We start from the raw sequence: 14,602 nt of genomic DNA, 5'->3' as shown, positions 1-14,602 counted from the left end.
TGATGAATGACGGGCGCAAGGTACGACTGGGGCGAAGGGTTTCAGGCCCCAGAGGCGCCTCGACAAGCGCCCGGCATCGTGGCCGGACACCGAGCGAACCGTCAGCGACGCCCGATCAGGCCGATCACCGGCGGAGCCTTCTGCTCCACGACGCTGACCCGGAACCCGCCGCGCTGGAGGTTCTCCGAGGCCTTCTTGACGATGTTGGGCACCAGCTCGGGACGCGCGGCCTCGTAGAAGAGGTACACCGCTCCACCGGGCACCAGCCGTTCGTGCAAGAGCGCCACCTCGTCGTCGCAGGCCCGGACCCAGAACAGGTTCACGTTGAAGGCGAACACCTTGTTCAGCCGCTTGACCGGCACCCGCAGGGTGGCCAGGTCGATCTGGCGTACGACGAGGCGGCCGGCGTCGACGTACCTCTGGTTGCGCCGCTTGGTGCGGTCCACGCCCGACTCCGAGCGGTCGATCGCGAACAGCTTGCCGGTCTCCAACCGGCTGCAGATCGCCTCCGCGCCGGCGCCGGGACCACACCCGATCTCCAGGACCTGGTCGCCCGGCTGGACGTCCATGAGGTCGACGGCCCACTTGATGCGCGGCGGGATGGTCGAGATCGGCATGGCGCACAGCCTGCCAGACACGTGTTCACTCGTCAGCCACCGCCACTCGCGACCTGGTCCCGACGATAGGTTGGACGGGTGAGCACCACAGCTGAGACCCCCATCCGCGTCGGCGTGCTCGGCGCACGCGGCAAGGTCGGCACGGAGGTACGCCGAGCCGTCGAGGCCGAGCCCGACACCGAGCTCGTGGCCGCGGTCGACGCGGGCGACGACGTCGAGGAGCTGGCCCGCGCCGGCGCGCAGGTCGCAGTGGACTTCACCCACCCCGACGTGGTGATGGACAACCTGCGCTTCTGCGTCGAGCACGGCATCCACGCGGTCGTCGGCACCACGGGGTTCGACGAGGCCCGCCTGGACCGGCTCCGGGGGTGGCTCGCCGACGCCCCGGGCGTGGGGATCCTGATCGCCCCGAACTTCTCGATCGGCGCCATCTTGATGATGCGCTTCGCGGCGCAGGCAGCCCCGTTCTTCGAGTCCGTCGAGGTCGTCGAGCTGCATCACCCCGACAAGGCCGACGCGCCCTCGGGTACGGCCCGCCGTACCGCGGAGCTGATCGCCGCCGCCCGGCGAGAGGCGGGCAGCCCGCCCATGCCCGACGCCACGTCGACCGGGCTCGAGGGAGCCCGCGGAGCCGACGTCGACGGCGTACGGGTGCACGGCCTGCGGGTGCGCGGGCTGGTGGCCCACCAGGAGGTGGTCATGGGTACGGCGGGGGAGACCCTCACCGTGCGGCACGACTCGCTGGACCGCGTCTCCTTCACCCCGGGCGTCCTGGTCGGGGTGCGGGGCATCGGAGGCCGGCCCGGGCTCACGGTCGGCCTCGAGTCCTTCCTCGACCTCGACTGAGGTGCGGCTGCGGCCTCAGACCAGGCGGGCCAGGCCCGCGACGAGCGCAGCCCCCACCACCACGACCAGAAACGGCATCCGCAGCAGCAGCGCCACGACGGCGAAGGCGACTCCCAGGACGCGCGCGTCGAGGGCCAGGGCGGTGCCGGAGGAGAACACCTGCACGGCCACCAGCGCGGCGAGGAGCGCGACGGGGATCAGGTCCGCCACCCGCTCGACCGTCGGGTGGCTCAGGACCCGCTCGGGCAGGGACAGCCCGGCCAGCTTGAGGGCGTAGCAGCCGACGCAGGCCAGCAACACGGCGGTCCACATCAGCGGTGGCCTCCGTCCGCATCCGCGGTCCGCCCGGCCGGCGCCGCACGGCGCCGCCCGGCCAGCACCCCGACCAGGAGCGCCACCCCGCCGGCGGCGAGCACCGGCACACCGGGCGCCGAGACCGGCACCATCGCCAGCGCGACCGCAGCGGCCGCCACCGCCACGACGACGTTGCGGCGGGCCTCCAGCCGCGGCCACAGCAGGGCGAGGAACGCCGCGCCGACGGCGGCGTCCAGCCCGAAGGTCCGCGGATCGCCGACGGCCTCGCCCGCCACGGCACCGACCGCGGTGGCGAGGTTCCAGAGCACGAAGACCGCGATCCCGGTCGTCGCGAACCCGAGGCGGGCGCCCGCGGTGGAGTCACGGTTGACCGCCATGGCGGTGGACTCGTCGATGAGGACGTGGGCCGCGGCGAAGCGGCGCCAGCCCCGCCACTGCAGCAGGGGAGCCATCCGCAGCCCGTAGAGGGTGTTGCGGGTCCCCAGCAGCAGCGCGGTGGCCGCTCCCGACATCGGCGCACCGCCCGCGGCGACCACGCCGGCGAGCGCGAACTGACTGGCCCCGGTGAACATCAGCAGCGAGAGCACGCAGGTCTGGGCGACGCTGAGCCCCGACGCGACCGAGACGGCCCCGAACCCGATGCCGTACGCGCCGGTCGCCACGCCCACGGCGAGGCTGTCGCGGACGATGCCGGAGCGTTCGCCAGGGGACAGGGCGGCATCGCTCACGCGTGCAGGCTAGGCCATGGTGCTGTCGAGGAGGACGCCTACGTCGCTCGGCGACGGGACCGGCTGCGAGCGGACTCGCGGCGGTGGAAGTCGTGGACGAGCACGAAGGCGGCCGTCGCGCCCACCGCCACGCCGGCCACCAGGCCGACGCGGAGGTTGAGCGGTACGTCGGGCACGACGCTCAGCCACAGGCCCGCGCCGACGCAGACGAGGAGCGCCGCGATGACGAGCGCGAACCTGTGCAGAGTAGGAAGCGGACCGAGCATCTCGAACCCCCGTGCCGGGCTGGCGGGATAGCCAGGCCTCCATGGTGACGCGCGTCACACGAAAAGCAAGGAGCCGCGACGGCGGAGGACCCGGAGGTCGTCGGGCGCTGTCAGGCGCCGTCAGGCGATGGCGGTGTGGAGGCGCACCTGCTTGACCGTCGTCGTGCCGGTGCCGTCGAGGTCGAGCTCGCGGTGCGCGGTGTCCGGTGCCCAGCCGGCGTCGGTGAGGAAGGCCCGCAACGCGTCGTCGCCGGCGTTGACCCACGTCACCGCGCGTCGGAACCGGTCGGCGGCCAGCGTGTCGACCGCCGCCTGCAGCAGGCGCGAGCCGTGTCCCCTCCCGCGCTCGGCAGGATCGAGGGTCACCTCGGCCAGCTCGCCGTCGGCGACCGGATCGCAGTCGGGGTCCGAGGCCGGCGACGTGAGTGCGAAGCCGACGACCCGGTTGCGCTCGAGCGCGACCAGCACCCGGTTGCGGGCGTCGGTCGGGCGGGCGAGCAGCTGGCGCCACTGCGCGGCGACGGCGTCCACGTCGGTCGGGATCACCTCGGCGGGCAGGAGGCCGGCGTACAGCTCGGGCCACGCCCGCACCTGCACCGCGGCGATCGCCGCGGCGTCGTCGGCCCACGCCACGCGGACGGACACGTCCGCGCCCGGCCCTCCCCCCGCAGCGCCGCCCGGGGCCGACTGGGACGAGTGGGAATGGCTCATCGGTAGTTCTCGGGAAGCTTCTCGCCGATCTTGACCTGGGCCTTGGGCAGGCGGAGGAACTTCATCTGCAGCGAGCGCATGGCGGCGTAGAGGACCGCTCCCTTGGTGGACTCCCCAGGGAAGCGCCGGGCGAGCTCGCGGCGCAGGCGGAAGCGGAGCATCACGATGTCGACGACGATCACCAGGAGCGTCGTGAACAGCACGGTGTTGCCGAGCCGCATCATGTCGTCGCCGCCGATGGAGCCGAGCACCATCGACAGGACGAGCAGCGGGACCATCAGCTCGATGAAGGAGAACCGGGAGTCCACGAAGTCGCGGATGAACCGGCGCACCGGGCCGCGGTCGCGGCTCGGCAAGTAGCGGTCGTCGCCGGTCTTCATCGCCTCGCGCATCCGTCGCGAGCTGTCGCCGCGGGCGGCGCGCTGCGCGGCCATCTGCTCCTTGCGGGTCCGCGGCACCTTGGCGCGTTCGCGGGCCGCCGCCTCGGCCTCCTTGCGCGTGGGCGTGGGACGTCCCTTGCCACCCACCTTGTCGATGGTCGTGGGCGTCTCGGGCTCGGGGTGGGTGCGACGGAACACGCGTGCTGCCTTCAGGTGGGTCGGATGCTGGCAGCAGCCTATCGCCGCGGGGCTACGTCGACCCGCGTCCGGGATGGCTTACCACCGGCTTGGCTTTGGTTCTAGGGTGAGACAGACGACCTCGTCACGACCGCCATCACCACGAGAGGGTTCCCACCCCGATGAGCCTCATGAAGCGCATCAGCCTGATCTTCCGTTCCAAGGCCAACACGGCGTTGGACAAGGCGGAGGACCCCCGCGAGACCCTCGACTACAGCTACCAGCGCCAGCTCGAGCTCCTCTCCAAGGTGCGGCGAGGCGTCGCCGACGTCGCGACCAGCCGCAAGCGGGTCGAGCTCCAGGTCAACCAGCTCGAGCAGCAGGCCGCCAAGCTCCAGGGTCAGGCGGAGAAGGCGATCGGCGCGGGTCGCGAGGACCTGGCGCGGGAGGCGCTGACCCGCAAGTCCGGGCTCACGTCGCAGATCACGGCGCTCAAGGAGCAGCAGGCGACGCTGCAGGGCGAGGAGGAGAAGCTCGTCCTGGCGCAGCAGCGGCTCCAGGCCAAGGTCGAGGCCTTCCGCACCCGCAAGGAGACGATCAAGGCCACCTACACCGCGGCCGAGGCGCAGACGCGCATCGGCGAGGCGATGTCGGGCATCGGCGAGGAGATGGGCGACGTCGGCCTCGCGATCCAGCGCGCCGAGGACAAGACCGCGCAGATGCAGGCCCGCGGCCAGGCCATCGACGAACTGATCGCCTCCGGCGCGCTCGACGACGCCTCGCAGCTCAACGCCGGCGACGACATCGCCCGCGAGCTCGACGCCCTCAGCTCCGGCTCGGACGTCGAGGCCGAGCTGGCCCGCCTCAAGGCCTCGAGCGCCCCCCAGGCCATCGAGGCCGCGGACGGCGGCGGCGACATCCTGGCCGCGGAGCCCGAGACCGTGCGCGCCGAGGGCGAGTCCACCGAGGGCGGCCGGGCATGATCGTACGGATCCTGGGCGAGGGTCAGTACGACCTCGACGACCACGCGCTCGACGCCCTCAACGGGCTCGACAACCAGATCGAGCAGGCCATCGAGTCCGGCGACGAGGAGATGTTCCGCACCTCGCTGCACGGGCTGCTGTCCGCCGTGCGCTCCAGCGGCACGCACCACGAGCTCGACTCCCTCGACGAGTCCGACCTCATCCTGCCGCCGCCGGACGCGACGATCGACGAGGTGCGCGAGCTCCTGGGCGACGACGGCCTGATCCCGGGCTGACCGGACCTCGATGGCCCAGACGCGCTTCATCAAGGACAGCGGGCTCACCGCCCGGATGACCCTGACGATGTTCCTGCTCGGGGCGCTCTTCGTGGCCCTCGTCGTGGCGGTGATCAGCTTCGTGGGGGCGGAGGCCGCGCCGATCGTCGCGGTCATCGCCATCGGCATCGCGTTCTGGCAGTGGTGGAGCTCCGACAAGGTGGCGATGCGCGCCATGCGGGCCCGGGAGGTCACGCCCGAGGAGGCGCCCGAGCTCCACGGCATGATCGACCGCCTCTGCGCGCTCGCCGACATGCCCAAGCCGCGGGTGGGCATCGCGGACATGGCCGTGCCCAACGCCTTCGCGACGGGCCGCTCGCCGGACCGGTCCGTGGTCTGCGTGACGACCGGCATCCTGCACGTCCTCGACGCCGAGGAGCTGGAGGCCGTGCTGGCCCACGAGCTGAGCCACGTCGCGCACCGCGACGTGCTGGTCATGACGGTCGCCTCGTCCGCCGGGATCGCCGCCGGCCTGCTGATGCGCTTCGCCCAGTTCGGCGCGATGGGCCGCTCGCGCAACAACAACGGCGCGCTGCCGGCCGTGCTGGTCGCCATCGTGGTCAGCCTCGTCGTGTACGCCGTCAGCTTCCTGCTGCTCCGGCTCCTCTCGCGCTACCGCGAGCTGAGCGCCGACCGTGCCGGCGCCTACCTCACGTTCAAGCCCGCCTCGCTGGCCAGCGCCCTGCAGAAGATCAGCGGTGCGGGCGCCGCGATCCCCGAGCGCGACCTGCGCGCCGCCAACGCCGCGAGCGCGCTCTGCATCGTGCCGGCGCTGAGCGGCGGCGGCCTCGGCGGTCTCCTGGCCACCCACCCGCCGCTGCAGCAGCGGCTCGAGCAGCTCGCCCGCATCCAGGCCGAGCTCAGCCGGCCGACCGGCTGAGGAGGCGGCGATGGGACTCTGGGAGGCGCTGCGCGGGCGTACGCGGCCCAAGGCGAACGACCTCGACGCACTCTTCCTCGTGCCGAGCGCCGCCGTCACGCTGCAGACGGCCCTCGGCTTCGAGCCCACCGGGACCGGGTCGGTGTGCTACCGGGCGGCCACCGGCGCGGCGTTCGCCCAGACCCAGCAGGACGTGGTGGCCCTGGTGCGTGACGATGCCGAGGCGCCCGAGGTGAGGGTGACCGAGGACGACTTCGGGTTCACGTGGCTCGTCGTGTCCGGCGACAAGGCCGACGTAGCCGGCCTGTGCACCGACCTGCACGCGGTGAACACCACCTTGGAGCTGAACGGCTTCGACAGCGGCCTGCTCTGCTCCGTGGTCCCCTTCGCGAACGCGTCCGGCCAGCGGTTCGGGCTGACGTACCTCTACAAGCAGGGCACCTTCTACCCGTTCGCGCCCACCGGCGAGCAGTCGCGAGACACGCTGCTCGAGCTGTCCGTGCGCGACCTGCTGGGCGCCGAGCTGCCGATGGAGCCGGACCTGCAGCGCTGGCTCGCCGTCTGGAAGGCTCCCGGGCTGTGAGCGACGAGACCGCGCGGTGGCGCCGGCGCGAGCGCGCCATGGCGGCCTACGACGTGATCGACGGACCGCCGCGTCGCGAGCTGGACGCCCTGGCCGACCTCGCAGCGCAGGTCGCCGGGGTGCCGTACGCGGCCATCAACCTGCTGACGCGCGAGACGCAGCACCCGGTCGCCACGACGGGGTTCGTCGGCGCGCCCACACCACGGCGGGACTCGATGTGCCGCCGGGTCGTGGAGTCGGGGGAGCCGGTGCTCCTCGAGGACGCCAGCCAGGACGAGCGCTACATCGACAGCCCGTGGACCGACGGCCGGCACGCCCGGGTGAAGTACTACGCCTCCCACCCGCTGCGCACGCCGTCCGGCGTGGTCATCGGCACGTTGTGCGTCTTCGACGACCGGACGCACGAGGTCACGCCCGATGCCGCGAGGGGACTCGCGCTGCTCGCCGACCGGGTTGTCGACGTGCTCGAGCTCGAACTGGCCTCACGGCGGCTGAGCGAGACCAACGAACGCCTGAGCACGTCCAACGAGCGGCTCGTCCACTTCGCCGGACAGGTCAGCCACGACCTGAAGAACCCGTTGACGTCGGTCTCGCTGTCGCTGGAGTCGCTCGAGCTCGACGTGACCGAGCCCGACCTGGCCGACATCGTGGCGCGCGCCCGGCGCGGGGTGGACCGGATGAACGCCATGATCAACAACCTGCTGGAGTTCGCCTCGCAGGGCGAGCCTCCCGGCGACGACGTCGTCGACCTCGCAGCGGAGCTGTCGTCCGCGCTCGACGACCTGAGCGCACGCGTCCCGCGCGAGCACGTGGTGGTGGGCGAGCTCCCGCTGGCACGCGGCGACGCGGTCCAGCTGCGGTCGGTGCTGATGAACCTCGTCGACAACGCCGCCAAGTTCACCGCCGACGGCGAGCCGCCGCAGATCGAGGTGGACTCCCGTACGCTCGACGGGATCAACAGGATCGAGGTGCGCGACCGGGGACGTGGGATCCCCGACGAGAAGCGCGAGAGGGTCTTCGCGCCCCTCGCTCGGCTCGACAAGTCGGTGGAGGGCAGCGGCATCGGACTGGCGACGTGCCGTCGCGTCGTCGAGGCGCACGGCGGCACGATGGGGGTGCACGCGCGCGAGGGCGGCGGCTCCGTGTTCTGGTTCGAGCTGCCCGCGGTCGAGGACTGAGCCGGCTGCCGCGGAAGCTGCGTCAGGGCAGCCGCGCCCGCTTCATCTGCAGCGAGGCGTACACGTTGCCGATCACCGTGCCGTCGAGCCACGCGGTGAGCCGCTCGGCCTCGACCTCGAGCGCAGCACGGCCGACGGGACCGACGTCCTCGAGCAGGGAGAGGCGCACGACACCGCGGTCGTCCTGCACCCAGCAGCCGACCACCCGCCCGTCCCACCACGCCGTGGTGCCGGCGTTGCCGTTGGTGTCGAAGAGGAACGGCACGTGGGCGGGGTCGAGGTAGAAGGCACGCACCCTCCATCCCATCACCGTCGGGTCCAGGGTGGGCAGCAGGGCCGCCCACGGTTCGACCGGCCCGACGTCCTCGACGTCGTCGGCCAGCACCCAGCCCGCGGTGCCGTCGTCGAGCGCCACCTCGACGGCGCCGACGTCGGCCAGGGCGCGGCGGACCGCGGTCTTGGTCGACCCGAGCCACCACTGCAGGTCGGCGGCGGTGCCGGGGCCGAACGTCGCCAGCCAGCGGCGGACGAGCTCGGCGTAGCCGACCGCCTCGTCCAGCGGCTCGGGGACGTCGTCGAGCCAGTCCTCGGTGCGGCACCACGTGGGCTTGTTCAGCCGCCAGTGGCCTGCGTTGCGGCCTCGGACGGCGGCGCCCTCCAGGCCGAGGACGGTGAGCACCCACGGGGCCACGGGGACCGGTCGGTCCCACGGCTTGTCGGTGGTGCCCCCGACGGTGCCGGCGAGCTCGGGCAGCTCTGCACGGAGCTCCGCGGTGGAGGCGGGCCCGGCGGCGAGTCGGGCGAGCGTCGCCGTGCGGGCCGCGTCGAGCCAGGCCGCACCGTCGTCGGCGATGCCGGCGCCGGCGATCGCCTTGGCGATGCGCGTGCGCTCCGTTGCCGCGACGCGAGCCGAGGCGCTGCCCCACGCGGCCGGGAGCAGCTCGCGCGGGAAGACGAAGAGGGTCCGCCGCATCGCCAGCTGCTTGACCACGCACCGGTCGTCGTAGAGCGCGGCGTCGACGTCGGCGGGGGTGACGGCCTCGGCCCGCGCGGCGACCGCGAGGTGGACGGTGGCCGCCTCCGTGGCGTGCAGCACGGTCATCGCCCGGGTGGCCGCCGCGACTCCGTCCAGCCGGTGGGACGGCGCCAGCGCGTGGCGTACGGCGATCCGGCGGCGTCGCTCGGCGTCGCTGATCCTGCGCGTCGGGGTCACCGGCGGGCCCGCTCAGTCGCGATGGGACTTGCCCGGCAGGTCGAGCATCCGCTGCAGCGCCACGAGGGCGTCGGCCTCGGTCTCGGGGTCGACGGTGACGCGGTTGACGACGGTGCCCGCGACGAGGCTCTCCAGCGCCCAGACCAGGTGCGGGAGGTCGATGCGGTTCATCGTCGAGCAGTAGCAGACGTTGCGGTCGAGGAACACGATGGTCTTGTCGGGGTGGGCGTCGGCCAGTCGCTTGACGAGGTTGAGCTCGGTGCCGATCGCCCAGGTCGTGCCCGGCTCGGCGGCCTCGATCGTCTTGATGATGAACTCGGTGGAGCCCACCAGGTCGGCCTTGAGGACGACCTCGTGGCGGCACTCCGGGTGGACGAGGACGTTGATGCCCGGGTGGCGGGCGCGCAGCTCGTCGACGACGTCCTCGGTGAAGCGGCCGTGCACCGAGCAGTGACCGCGCCACAGGATCATCCGGGCCCGCTGCAGCTCCTCGCGGCTCAGCCCGCCGCTGGGCAGGCGCGGGTCCCACACGACGCACTCGTCGAGGGCGATGCCCATCTGCAGCACCGCGGTGTTGCGACCCAGGTGCTGGTCGGGAAGGAACAGGACCTTGGCGTCCTCACCCCCGTCGGCCTTCTGGGCGAAGGCCCACTCGAGGGCGACGTCGGCGTTGGAGGAGGTGCACACCACGCCTCCGTTGCGCCCGCAGAACGCCTTGATGTCGGCGCTGGAGTTCATGTACGTCACGGGCACGACGCTGTCCTGGATCCCGGCCTCGGCCAGCGCGTCCCACGCGTCCTCGACCTGCGCGAGCCGGGCCATGTCGGCCATGGAGCAGCCGGCGGCGAGGTCGGGCAGCACGACCTGCTGCGCCGGCGAGGTGAGGATGTCGGCCGACTCGGCCATGAAGTGCACCCCGCAGAAGACGATGAACTCGGCGTCCGGGCGGGCCGCGGCGTCGCGGGCGAGCTTGAACGAGTCACCGGTGACGTCGGCGAACTGGATGACCTCGTCGCGCTGGTAGTGGTGACCGAGCACGAAGACCCGCTCGCCGAGCGCCTCCTTCGCGGCCCGGGCACGGGCCACCAGACTCGGGTCGGACGCTGCCGGCAGGTCCCCGGGGCACTCGACGCCGCGCTCGGCGTCGAGGTCGCGGCCCTTGCCGAGGGGCAGGAGCGGCAGGTCGACGATGCTCATGGGGGTCATCCTAAGAGGGGTCCCCGACGTTCCCGCGCCGGTGGCAGGCTGAGGACATGCCACGACGCGGTGAGGTGCTGGCCCTGGTGCAGGCGGGCGGCCAGGGGTCCCGGATGGACGTGCTGACCAGGGAGCGGGCCAAACCGGCACTGCCCTACGGCGGTGTCCACCGGCTGATCGACTTCGCTCTGTCCGCCCTGGTGCATGCCGAGCTCTCCGACGTCTGGGTGTCCTTGGAGTACCAGGTCACCTCCATCGACGAGTACCTGTCCGGCGGTCGTCCGTGGAGCCTGGACCGCAACCGCGGCGGCTTCCGTCGCATCGTGCCGCAGACCGGCACCGGGCCGGCCACCGAGAGCGGGTTCGCGCACGGCAACGGCGACCTGCTGCTGCGGATGTCGGCCGACCTGGAGTCGTTCGGTGCGCGGACGCTCGTCGTGTGCAGCGCCGACCACGTCTTCAACATGGACCTGGCGCCGGTGGTGGACGAGCACGTGGCCGCGGGGCGGGTGGCGACCGTCCTGACCAGCGAGGTCGGCAAGCGGGATGCCTCCGACAACGTCGTCGTGCTCGCGGGGGACGACGGCACGGTCACCGGCGTCGAGCACAAGCCCGACCGACCCTCGGCGGGCACGGTCGCCACCGAGATCTTCGTCTACGACACCGAGGCACTGCTCTCCGCTTTGCACGACCTGCGGCGCGAGCTGGCCGGTGACCAGGACGACGGCGACAGCGGCATCGGCGACTTCGGCGAGCACCTGCTCCCGCGACTGGTCGAGAGTGGACGGGTCGTGGCCGAGCCGCTCACCGGCTACTGGCGCGACGTGGGCCAGCCCAGCCTCTACCTGCAGTCCCACCGCGACCTGCTGCGCGGCGACGTCGACGTGTTCGACCACCGCGACCTGCCGGTGATCTCGCACTGGCCGGACCGCCCGGCGGCGCGGGTGCGCGCCGCGGGCGAGTGCCGCGACTCCCTGCTGTCGCCGGGCGCGGACGTGTCGGGCCTGGTCGTGGGCAGCGTGCTGGGGCCCGGGGTCGTCGTCGAGAAGGGCGCCGAGGTGCACGACAGCGTCGTGATGGAGGACTGCGTGATCCGAGCCGGCGCCGTGGTGCGCACCAGCGTGCTGGACGAGCGCTGCGAGGTGCTGGCCAAGGCGAGCGTCGGGGCCGCGTCCTCGCGGAAGCGGGCCGAGGACGACGACCTCGTGCTGGTCGGGCGCGACTCGCGGGTGGAGGGCGAGGTCCCGGCCGGGTCCCGGCTGGAGCCGGGGTCGGGCGGCTGAGGCGTTCTCAGAGCAGGCTGCCGTGGTGCAGGTAGGGCGCCGGCGGCTTCATCCGGCGCACGCACAGGTAGCCGCTCTGGTGGATCGCCATCCGCGCGGCGAGGCCCACGTCGAGCGCCCACGCGTTGGCGGCCGTGATGTGGTGCACCGAGATCTCCGCCCCCGGCTGCGAGGAGGCCAGCGCCTCCCACATCAGCCTGGCCGCGGTGCGGCGGTTGGTCGCAGCCAGCAGGACGGGAGCCCCGTCCGCCTCGACGTAGGCGTAGCCCGAGCCCGTGGAGTGGTCGGTCACGACGAGCCGGAACTGCTCGAGGAGGAGCTCGTGGTCGCCCAGGTGCGCCGCGCCGCGGGTGCGCCGGTCCACCGAGTCCATCAGCTCCAGGTCGGCGGCGGTGCCCTCCCGGACGCGGTCCACGACCGGGATCGCGCTGCGGTCGACGACGCCGGTGAGCAGCATCTGCGGGTGCAGGTCGAAGCCCGCGAGCCGGTAGCGGCGTACGGCGCCGGGGTCGGCGCTGGCGGAGAACATGCCGCGCAGGCACCCGCGGCCGTGCTGCATCGCCGCCGCCATCAGCTGGGCGCCGATCCCGCGCCCCTGGAGGTCCGGCCGCACGGCGAAGGAGGCCAGGATCCACATGAGCTCGCGCACGCGCGACACCGCTCCGCCGACGACCTCGCCGTCGGCCTCCGCGACCCAGCAGCCGCCCGGATCGGTGACCAACGCTCGCTTCGTGCGCCGGATCCAGTGCGCGTTGCGGCCGGCGGGTCGTCGTACGGGATCCGGCCAGGCGCGCTGGTAGGTGCGGGCGTCGACCTCGAAGTAGCTCGTGGCGGTGAGCTCGGCGAGGTCCTCGACGTCCTCCTCGCGCATCGGGCGGACGACCGGCGCGGTCACGAGACGTGCGCGGCGTAGCGCTCGAGCAGCCTGGCCCAGTCGGTGTACCTCGCGCGGACCTCCTCGCTGCCCGGGGTCCAGCCGCTGTGCTCGAGGCGGACCTCCGTGCCGTCGGGTCCCTCGGTGAACGTGACCACGAGGGTGGTCGGCGACTCCTCGGCGTGACCGAGCCAGAACTCCTGCGAGTAGCGGCCGATCGGGTCCCACTCGGTGACCCGCCCCCAGACGTACTGCTCGTCACCGTGCACCATCGCGACGTCGCCGTGGGGGTCGATGGCGATGCCGGTGAACGTGGCGGGGTCCGGGGTCAGCAGCGGGTCCCACCACTCGCCCATCTGGGCGGTGAAGCCCACGAACGCCTCGGTGGGGGTCACCGGCACGGTGACCTCGGCGACGACGGGGTCAAGGCTCATGCCGCCAAGCATGCCGGACGCGGCCGCTGCGAGGATGGCGCCATGCGCGTGCTCATCGCCCCCGACAAGTTCGCGGGGACCCTCACCGCCGTCGAGGCCGCGCAGGCCGTCGCTGAGGGCTGGCGGCGCCAGGCGCCGCACGACGAGCTCGACCTCGCGCCGATGGCCGACGGGGGCTCCGGCTTCGTCGACGTGCTGCACGCCGCGCTCGGTGGCGACCTCGCCGCGGTCACGGTCGCCGGACCGCACGGGACGCCGACCCCGGCCGTGGTGCTGCACGTCGGGGAGACGGCGTACGTCGAGAGCGCTCAGGCCGCCGGCGCCCACCTGGTGGACGGCGACCCCGAGACCGCGTCGAGCCGCGGCGTCGGCGAGCTCGTCCTGGCGGCGGTCGACGGGGGCGCCAGGACGGTCGTCGTGGGTCTGGGCGGCAGCGGCACCAACGACGGGGGCGCGGGCGTCCTGGCGGCGCTCGGCGCGCGGAGCGACGGGCCACTGGACGCCGGCGCGGCGGGTCTCGCGTCCGTCACGGTGGTGGACCCGGCGCCGGCGCGCGAGCGGCTCGCGGGGGTGGCGCTGGTCGCGGCGAGCGACGTGGACATCCCGCTCACCGGGCTCTTCGGGGCCACCAAGACGTTCGGGCCGGAGAAGGGCATCGCGGAGGACCGGATCGCCGAGGTCGACGGGTGGCTGGAGGGTTTCGCGAGCGCCACCGACCGACGTACGTCGCTGGAGAAGGGGGCGGGCGCCGCCGGCGGGATCGGGTACGCCCTCCTCGCGCTCGGCGCCTCGCGGCAGCCCGGCATCGGGCTGGTCGCCGAGGCGGTCGAGCTGTCCGCACGTGCCCGGCAGGCCGACCTCGTCGTGACCGGCGAGGGCGCCTTCGACTTCTCCAGCCGGGCCGGGAAGGTCCCCTACGGCGTCGCCGGCATCGCCGCGGACGCGCTGCGGCCCTGCATCGCACTGGCGGGGCAGGTCCTGGTCGGCTCCCGCGAGATGCGGGCCCTCGGCATCGAGTCCGCCTACTCGCTCGTCGAGCTGGTGGGGGAGGAGCGCGCGCTCGGCGACCCCGCCGGGGCGCTCGCCGACCTCGCGGCACGGGTCGCGCGGACGTGGTCGCGCTGACCGCACGACGACCCGTGGGGAATAACCCGCGGTGTGCGACCATTGACGCAAGCAGTACCCCGAGACTTCCTGGAGTGATGACATGACCGAGCAGGTCGAGACCACTGAGCGCCGTACCGACCAGATCAACCTGTCCGCTGTCGCCGCCGGCAAGGTGAGGAGCCTCCTGGAGCAGGAGGGTCGCGACGACCTGGCCCTGCGCATCTCCGTGCAGCCGGGTGGCTGCTCGGGCCTGCGCTACCAGCTCTTCTTCGACGAGCGCACGCTCGACGGCGACGTCACCACCGATTTCGACGGCGTGACCGTCGTGGTGGACCGGATGAGCGTCCCCTACCTCAACGGTGCCGAGATCGACTTCGTCGACACCATCGAGAAGCAGGGCTTCACCATCGACAACCCCAACGCCACCGGGTCCTGCGCCTGCGGCGACAGCTTCCACTGAGCTGAGGCGCCCGGTCTCGACCGGGACGCACGACGAAGGCCCCCGCCGAGCGGCGG

Annotated in this window: 19 protein-coding genes; 9 read left to right on the top strand and 10 right to left on the bottom strand. The window is 73.0% G+C overall.

The window, feature by feature from the left end; genetic code table 11:
* Positions 1-101 precede the first annotated feature (101 nt).
* Entirely contained in the window at positions 102-617 is a 516-nt protein-coding gene (locus J3P41_RS02040) for a trans-aconitate 2-methyltransferase (protein ID WP_210648589.1), read from the bottom strand.
* A gap of 102 nt (positions 618-719) precedes the next feature.
* Between J3P41_RS02040 and dapB the strand changes: the two genes are divergently transcribed.
* On the top strand, positions 720-1,463 hold the full coding sequence (dapB, locus tag J3P41_RS02035) for a 4-hydroxy-tetrahydrodipicolinate reductase (protein WP_210649691.1): 744 nt from the start codon (positions 720-722) through the stop codon (positions 1,461-1,463).
* Between the two features lie 15 nt (positions 1,464-1,478).
* Here the strand turns inward: dapB and J3P41_RS02030 are convergent, their stop codons facing one another.
* The 5 genes from J3P41_RS02030 to J3P41_RS02010 all read right to left on the bottom strand — a co-directional run bounded on the left by J3P41_RS02030 (position 1,479) and on the right by J3P41_RS02010 (position 4,061).
* Entirely contained in the window at positions 1,479-1,775 is a 297-nt protein-coding gene (locus tag J3P41_RS02030) for an AzlD domain-containing protein (RefSeq protein WP_246861426.1), read from the bottom strand.
* A complete protein-coding gene (locus J3P41_RS02025; RefSeq protein ID WP_210648588.1) occupies positions 1,775-2,506 on the bottom strand; it encodes an AzlC family ABC transporter permease in 732 nt (243 codons plus the stop codon). The genes J3P41_RS02030 and J3P41_RS02025 overlap by 1 nt, the downstream gene beginning before the upstream one ends.
* 38 nt (positions 2,507-2,544) lie before the next feature.
* Positions 2,545-2,772 carry a hypothetical protein gene (locus J3P41_RS02020; protein WP_210648587.1) on the bottom strand — a complete coding sequence of 76 codons (228 nt, stop codon included), beginning with the start codon at positions 2,770-2,772 and terminating at the stop codon, positions 2,545-2,547.
* A gap of 120 nt (positions 2,773-2,892) precedes the next feature.
* Positions 2,893-3,483, bottom strand: a complete 591-nt coding sequence (locus J3P41_RS02015) for a GNAT family N-acetyltransferase (protein WP_210648586.1) — start codon at positions 3,481-3,483, stop codon at positions 2,893-2,895.
* Positions 3,480-4,061 carry a DUF3043 domain-containing protein gene (locus J3P41_RS02010; RefSeq protein WP_210648585.1) on the bottom strand — a complete coding sequence of 194 codons (582 nt, stop codon included), beginning with the start codon at positions 4,059-4,061 and terminating at the stop codon, positions 3,480-3,482. The genes J3P41_RS02015 and J3P41_RS02010 overlap by 4 nt, the downstream gene beginning before the upstream one ends.
* Before the next feature lie 161 nt (positions 4,062-4,222).
* Here J3P41_RS02010 and J3P41_RS02005 point away from each other — a divergent pair, with 161 nt between their 5' ends.
* From J3P41_RS02005 to J3P41_RS01985, 5 genes are read left to right on the top strand one after another with little or no spacing between them, the layout of a single operon-like run.
* A complete protein-coding gene (locus J3P41_RS02005; protein ID WP_210648584.1) occupies positions 4,223-5,023 on the top strand; it encodes a PspA/IM30 family protein in 801 nt (266 codons plus the stop codon).
* Positions 5,020-5,298 carry a hypothetical protein gene (locus J3P41_RS02000; RefSeq protein ID WP_210648583.1) on the top strand — a complete coding sequence of 93 codons (279 nt, stop codon included), beginning with the start codon at positions 5,020-5,022 and terminating at the stop codon, positions 5,296-5,298. Before J3P41_RS02005 ends, J3P41_RS02000 begins: the two co-directional genes overlap by 4 nt.
* A gap of 10 nt (positions 5,299-5,308) precedes the next feature.
* The gene (gene htpX / locus J3P41_RS01995) at positions 5,309-6,217 is read left to right on the top strand and encodes a zinc metalloprotease HtpX (protein ID WP_210648582.1); all 909 of its coding nucleotides are present in this window, start codon (positions 5,309-5,311) and stop codon (positions 6,215-6,217) included.
* A gap of 10 nt (positions 6,218-6,227) precedes the next feature.
* Positions 6,228-6,800: a hypothetical protein gene (locus J3P41_RS01990; RefSeq protein WP_210648581.1), complete on the top strand. Its 573-nt coding sequence runs from the start codon at positions 6,228-6,230 to the stop codon at positions 6,798-6,800.
* The gene (locus J3P41_RS01985) at positions 6,797-7,978 is read left to right on the top strand and encodes an ATP-binding protein (RefSeq protein ID WP_210648580.1); all 1,182 of its coding nucleotides are present in this window, start codon (positions 6,797-6,799) and stop codon (positions 7,976-7,978) included. Before J3P41_RS01990 ends, J3P41_RS01985 begins: the two co-directional genes overlap by 4 nt.
* Before the next feature lie 22 nt (positions 7,979-8,000).
* Here the strand turns inward: J3P41_RS01985 and J3P41_RS01980 are convergent, their stop codons facing one another.
* Both J3P41_RS01980 and nadA read right to left on the bottom strand, forming a co-directional pair.
* Positions 8,001-9,191, bottom strand: coding sequence for a winged helix DNA-binding domain-containing protein (locus J3P41_RS01980; protein WP_210648579.1), 1,191 nt, complete (start codon positions 9,189-9,191; stop codon positions 8,001-8,003).
* Positions 9,192-9,203: 12 nt separating this feature from the next.
* On the bottom strand, positions 9,204-10,388 hold the full coding sequence (gene nadA, locus J3P41_RS01975) for a quinolinate synthase NadA (protein WP_210648578.1): 1,185 nt from the start codon (positions 10,386-10,388) through the stop codon (positions 9,204-9,206).
* A 56-nt stretch (positions 10,389-10,444) separates the two neighbouring features.
* Here nadA and J3P41_RS01970 point away from each other — a divergent pair, with 56 nt between their 5' ends.
* Positions 10,445-11,671, top strand: a complete 1,227-nt coding sequence (locus tag J3P41_RS01970) for a glucose-1-phosphate adenylyltransferase family protein (protein WP_210648577.1) — start codon at positions 10,445-10,447, stop codon at positions 11,669-11,671.
* 7 nt (positions 11,672-11,678) lie between these two features.
* Here J3P41_RS01970 and J3P41_RS01965 read toward each other — a convergent pair whose 3' ends face one another.
* A complete protein-coding gene (locus J3P41_RS01965; RefSeq protein WP_210648576.1) occupies positions 11,679-12,566 on the bottom strand; it encodes a GNAT family N-acetyltransferase in 888 nt (295 codons plus the stop codon).
* Positions 12,563-12,979, bottom strand: a complete 417-nt coding sequence (locus tag J3P41_RS01960; RefSeq protein ID WP_210648575.1) for an SRPBCC domain-containing protein — start codon at positions 12,977-12,979, stop codon at positions 12,563-12,565. The genes J3P41_RS01965 and J3P41_RS01960 overlap by 4 nt, the downstream gene beginning before the upstream one ends.
* A 42-nt stretch (positions 12,980-13,021) precedes the next feature.
* Here J3P41_RS01960 and J3P41_RS01955 point away from each other — a divergent pair, with 42 nt between their 5' ends.
* Both J3P41_RS01955 and erpA read left to right on the top strand, forming a co-directional pair.
* Complete coding sequence (locus J3P41_RS01955) at positions 13,022-14,104, top strand: glycerate kinase (RefSeq protein ID WP_210648574.1); 1,083 nt, start codon at positions 13,022-13,024, stop codon at positions 14,102-14,104.
* A gap of 82 nt (positions 14,105-14,186) precedes the next feature.
* Positions 14,187-14,546, top strand: coding sequence for an iron-sulfur cluster insertion protein ErpA (gene erpA, locus J3P41_RS01950; protein ID WP_210648573.1), 360 nt, complete (start codon positions 14,187-14,189; stop codon positions 14,544-14,546).
* Positions 14,547-14,602: the final 56 nt, after the last annotated feature.

The sequence above is a fragment of the Nocardioides sp. SYSU D00065 genome (assembly GCF_017916425.1).
Lineage (GTDB): Bacteria > Actinomycetota > Actinomycetes > Propionibacteriales > Nocardioidaceae > Nocardioides.
This window is presented reverse-complemented; position numbering and strand designations above follow the sequence as displayed.

Bases quoted from the DNA above. Each gene is read 5' to 3' on its own strand.
- htpX (WP_210648582.1), top strand. From the start codon at position 5,309: ATGGCCCAGACGCGCTTCATCAAGGACAGCGGGCTCACCGCCCGGATG.
- J3P41_RS01970 (WP_210648577.1), top strand. From the start codon at position 10,445: ATGCCACGACGCGGTGAGGTGCTGGCCCTGGTGCAGGCGGGCGGCCAG.
- J3P41_RS02040 (WP_210648589.1), bottom strand. From the start codon at position 617: ATGCCGATCTCGACCATCCCGCCGCGCATCAAGTGGGCCGTCGACCTC.
- J3P41_RS02005 (WP_210648584.1), top strand. From the start codon at position 4,223: ATGAGCCTCATGAAGCGCATCAGCCTGATCTTCCGTTCCAAGGCCAAC.
- nadA (WP_210648578.1), bottom strand. From the start codon at position 10,388: ATGAGCATCGTCGACCTGCCGCTCCTGCCCCTCGGCAAGGGCCGCGAC.
- J3P41_RS02000 (WP_210648583.1), top strand. From the start codon at position 5,020: ATGATCGTACGGATCCTGGGCGAGGGTCAGTACGACCTCGACGACCAC.
- J3P41_RS01960 (WP_210648575.1), bottom strand. From the start codon at position 12,979: ATGAGCCTTGACCCCGTCGTCGCCGAGGTCACCGTGCCGGTGACCCCC.
- J3P41_RS01990 (WP_210648581.1), top strand. From the start codon at position 6,228: ATGGGACTCTGGGAGGCGCTGCGCGGGCGTACGCGGCCCAAGGCGAAC.
- J3P41_RS02020 (WP_210648587.1), bottom strand. From the start codon at position 2,772: ATGCTCGGTCCGCTTCCTACTCTGCACAGGTTCGCGCTCGTCATCGCG.
- J3P41_RS02015 (WP_210648586.1), bottom strand. From the start codon at position 3,483: ATGAGCCATTCCCACTCGTCCCAGTCGGCCCCGGGCGGCGCTGCGGGG.
- J3P41_RS01955 (WP_210648574.1), top strand. From the start codon at position 13,022: ATGCGCGTGCTCATCGCCCCCGACAAGTTCGCGGGGACCCTCACCGCC.
- J3P41_RS02030 (WP_246861426.1), bottom strand. From the start codon at position 1,775: ATGTGGACCGCCGTGTTGCTGGCCTGCGTCGGCTGCTACGCCCTCAAG.
- erpA (WP_210648573.1), top strand. From the start codon at position 14,187: ATGACCGAGCAGGTCGAGACCACTGAGCGCCGTACCGACCAGATCAAC.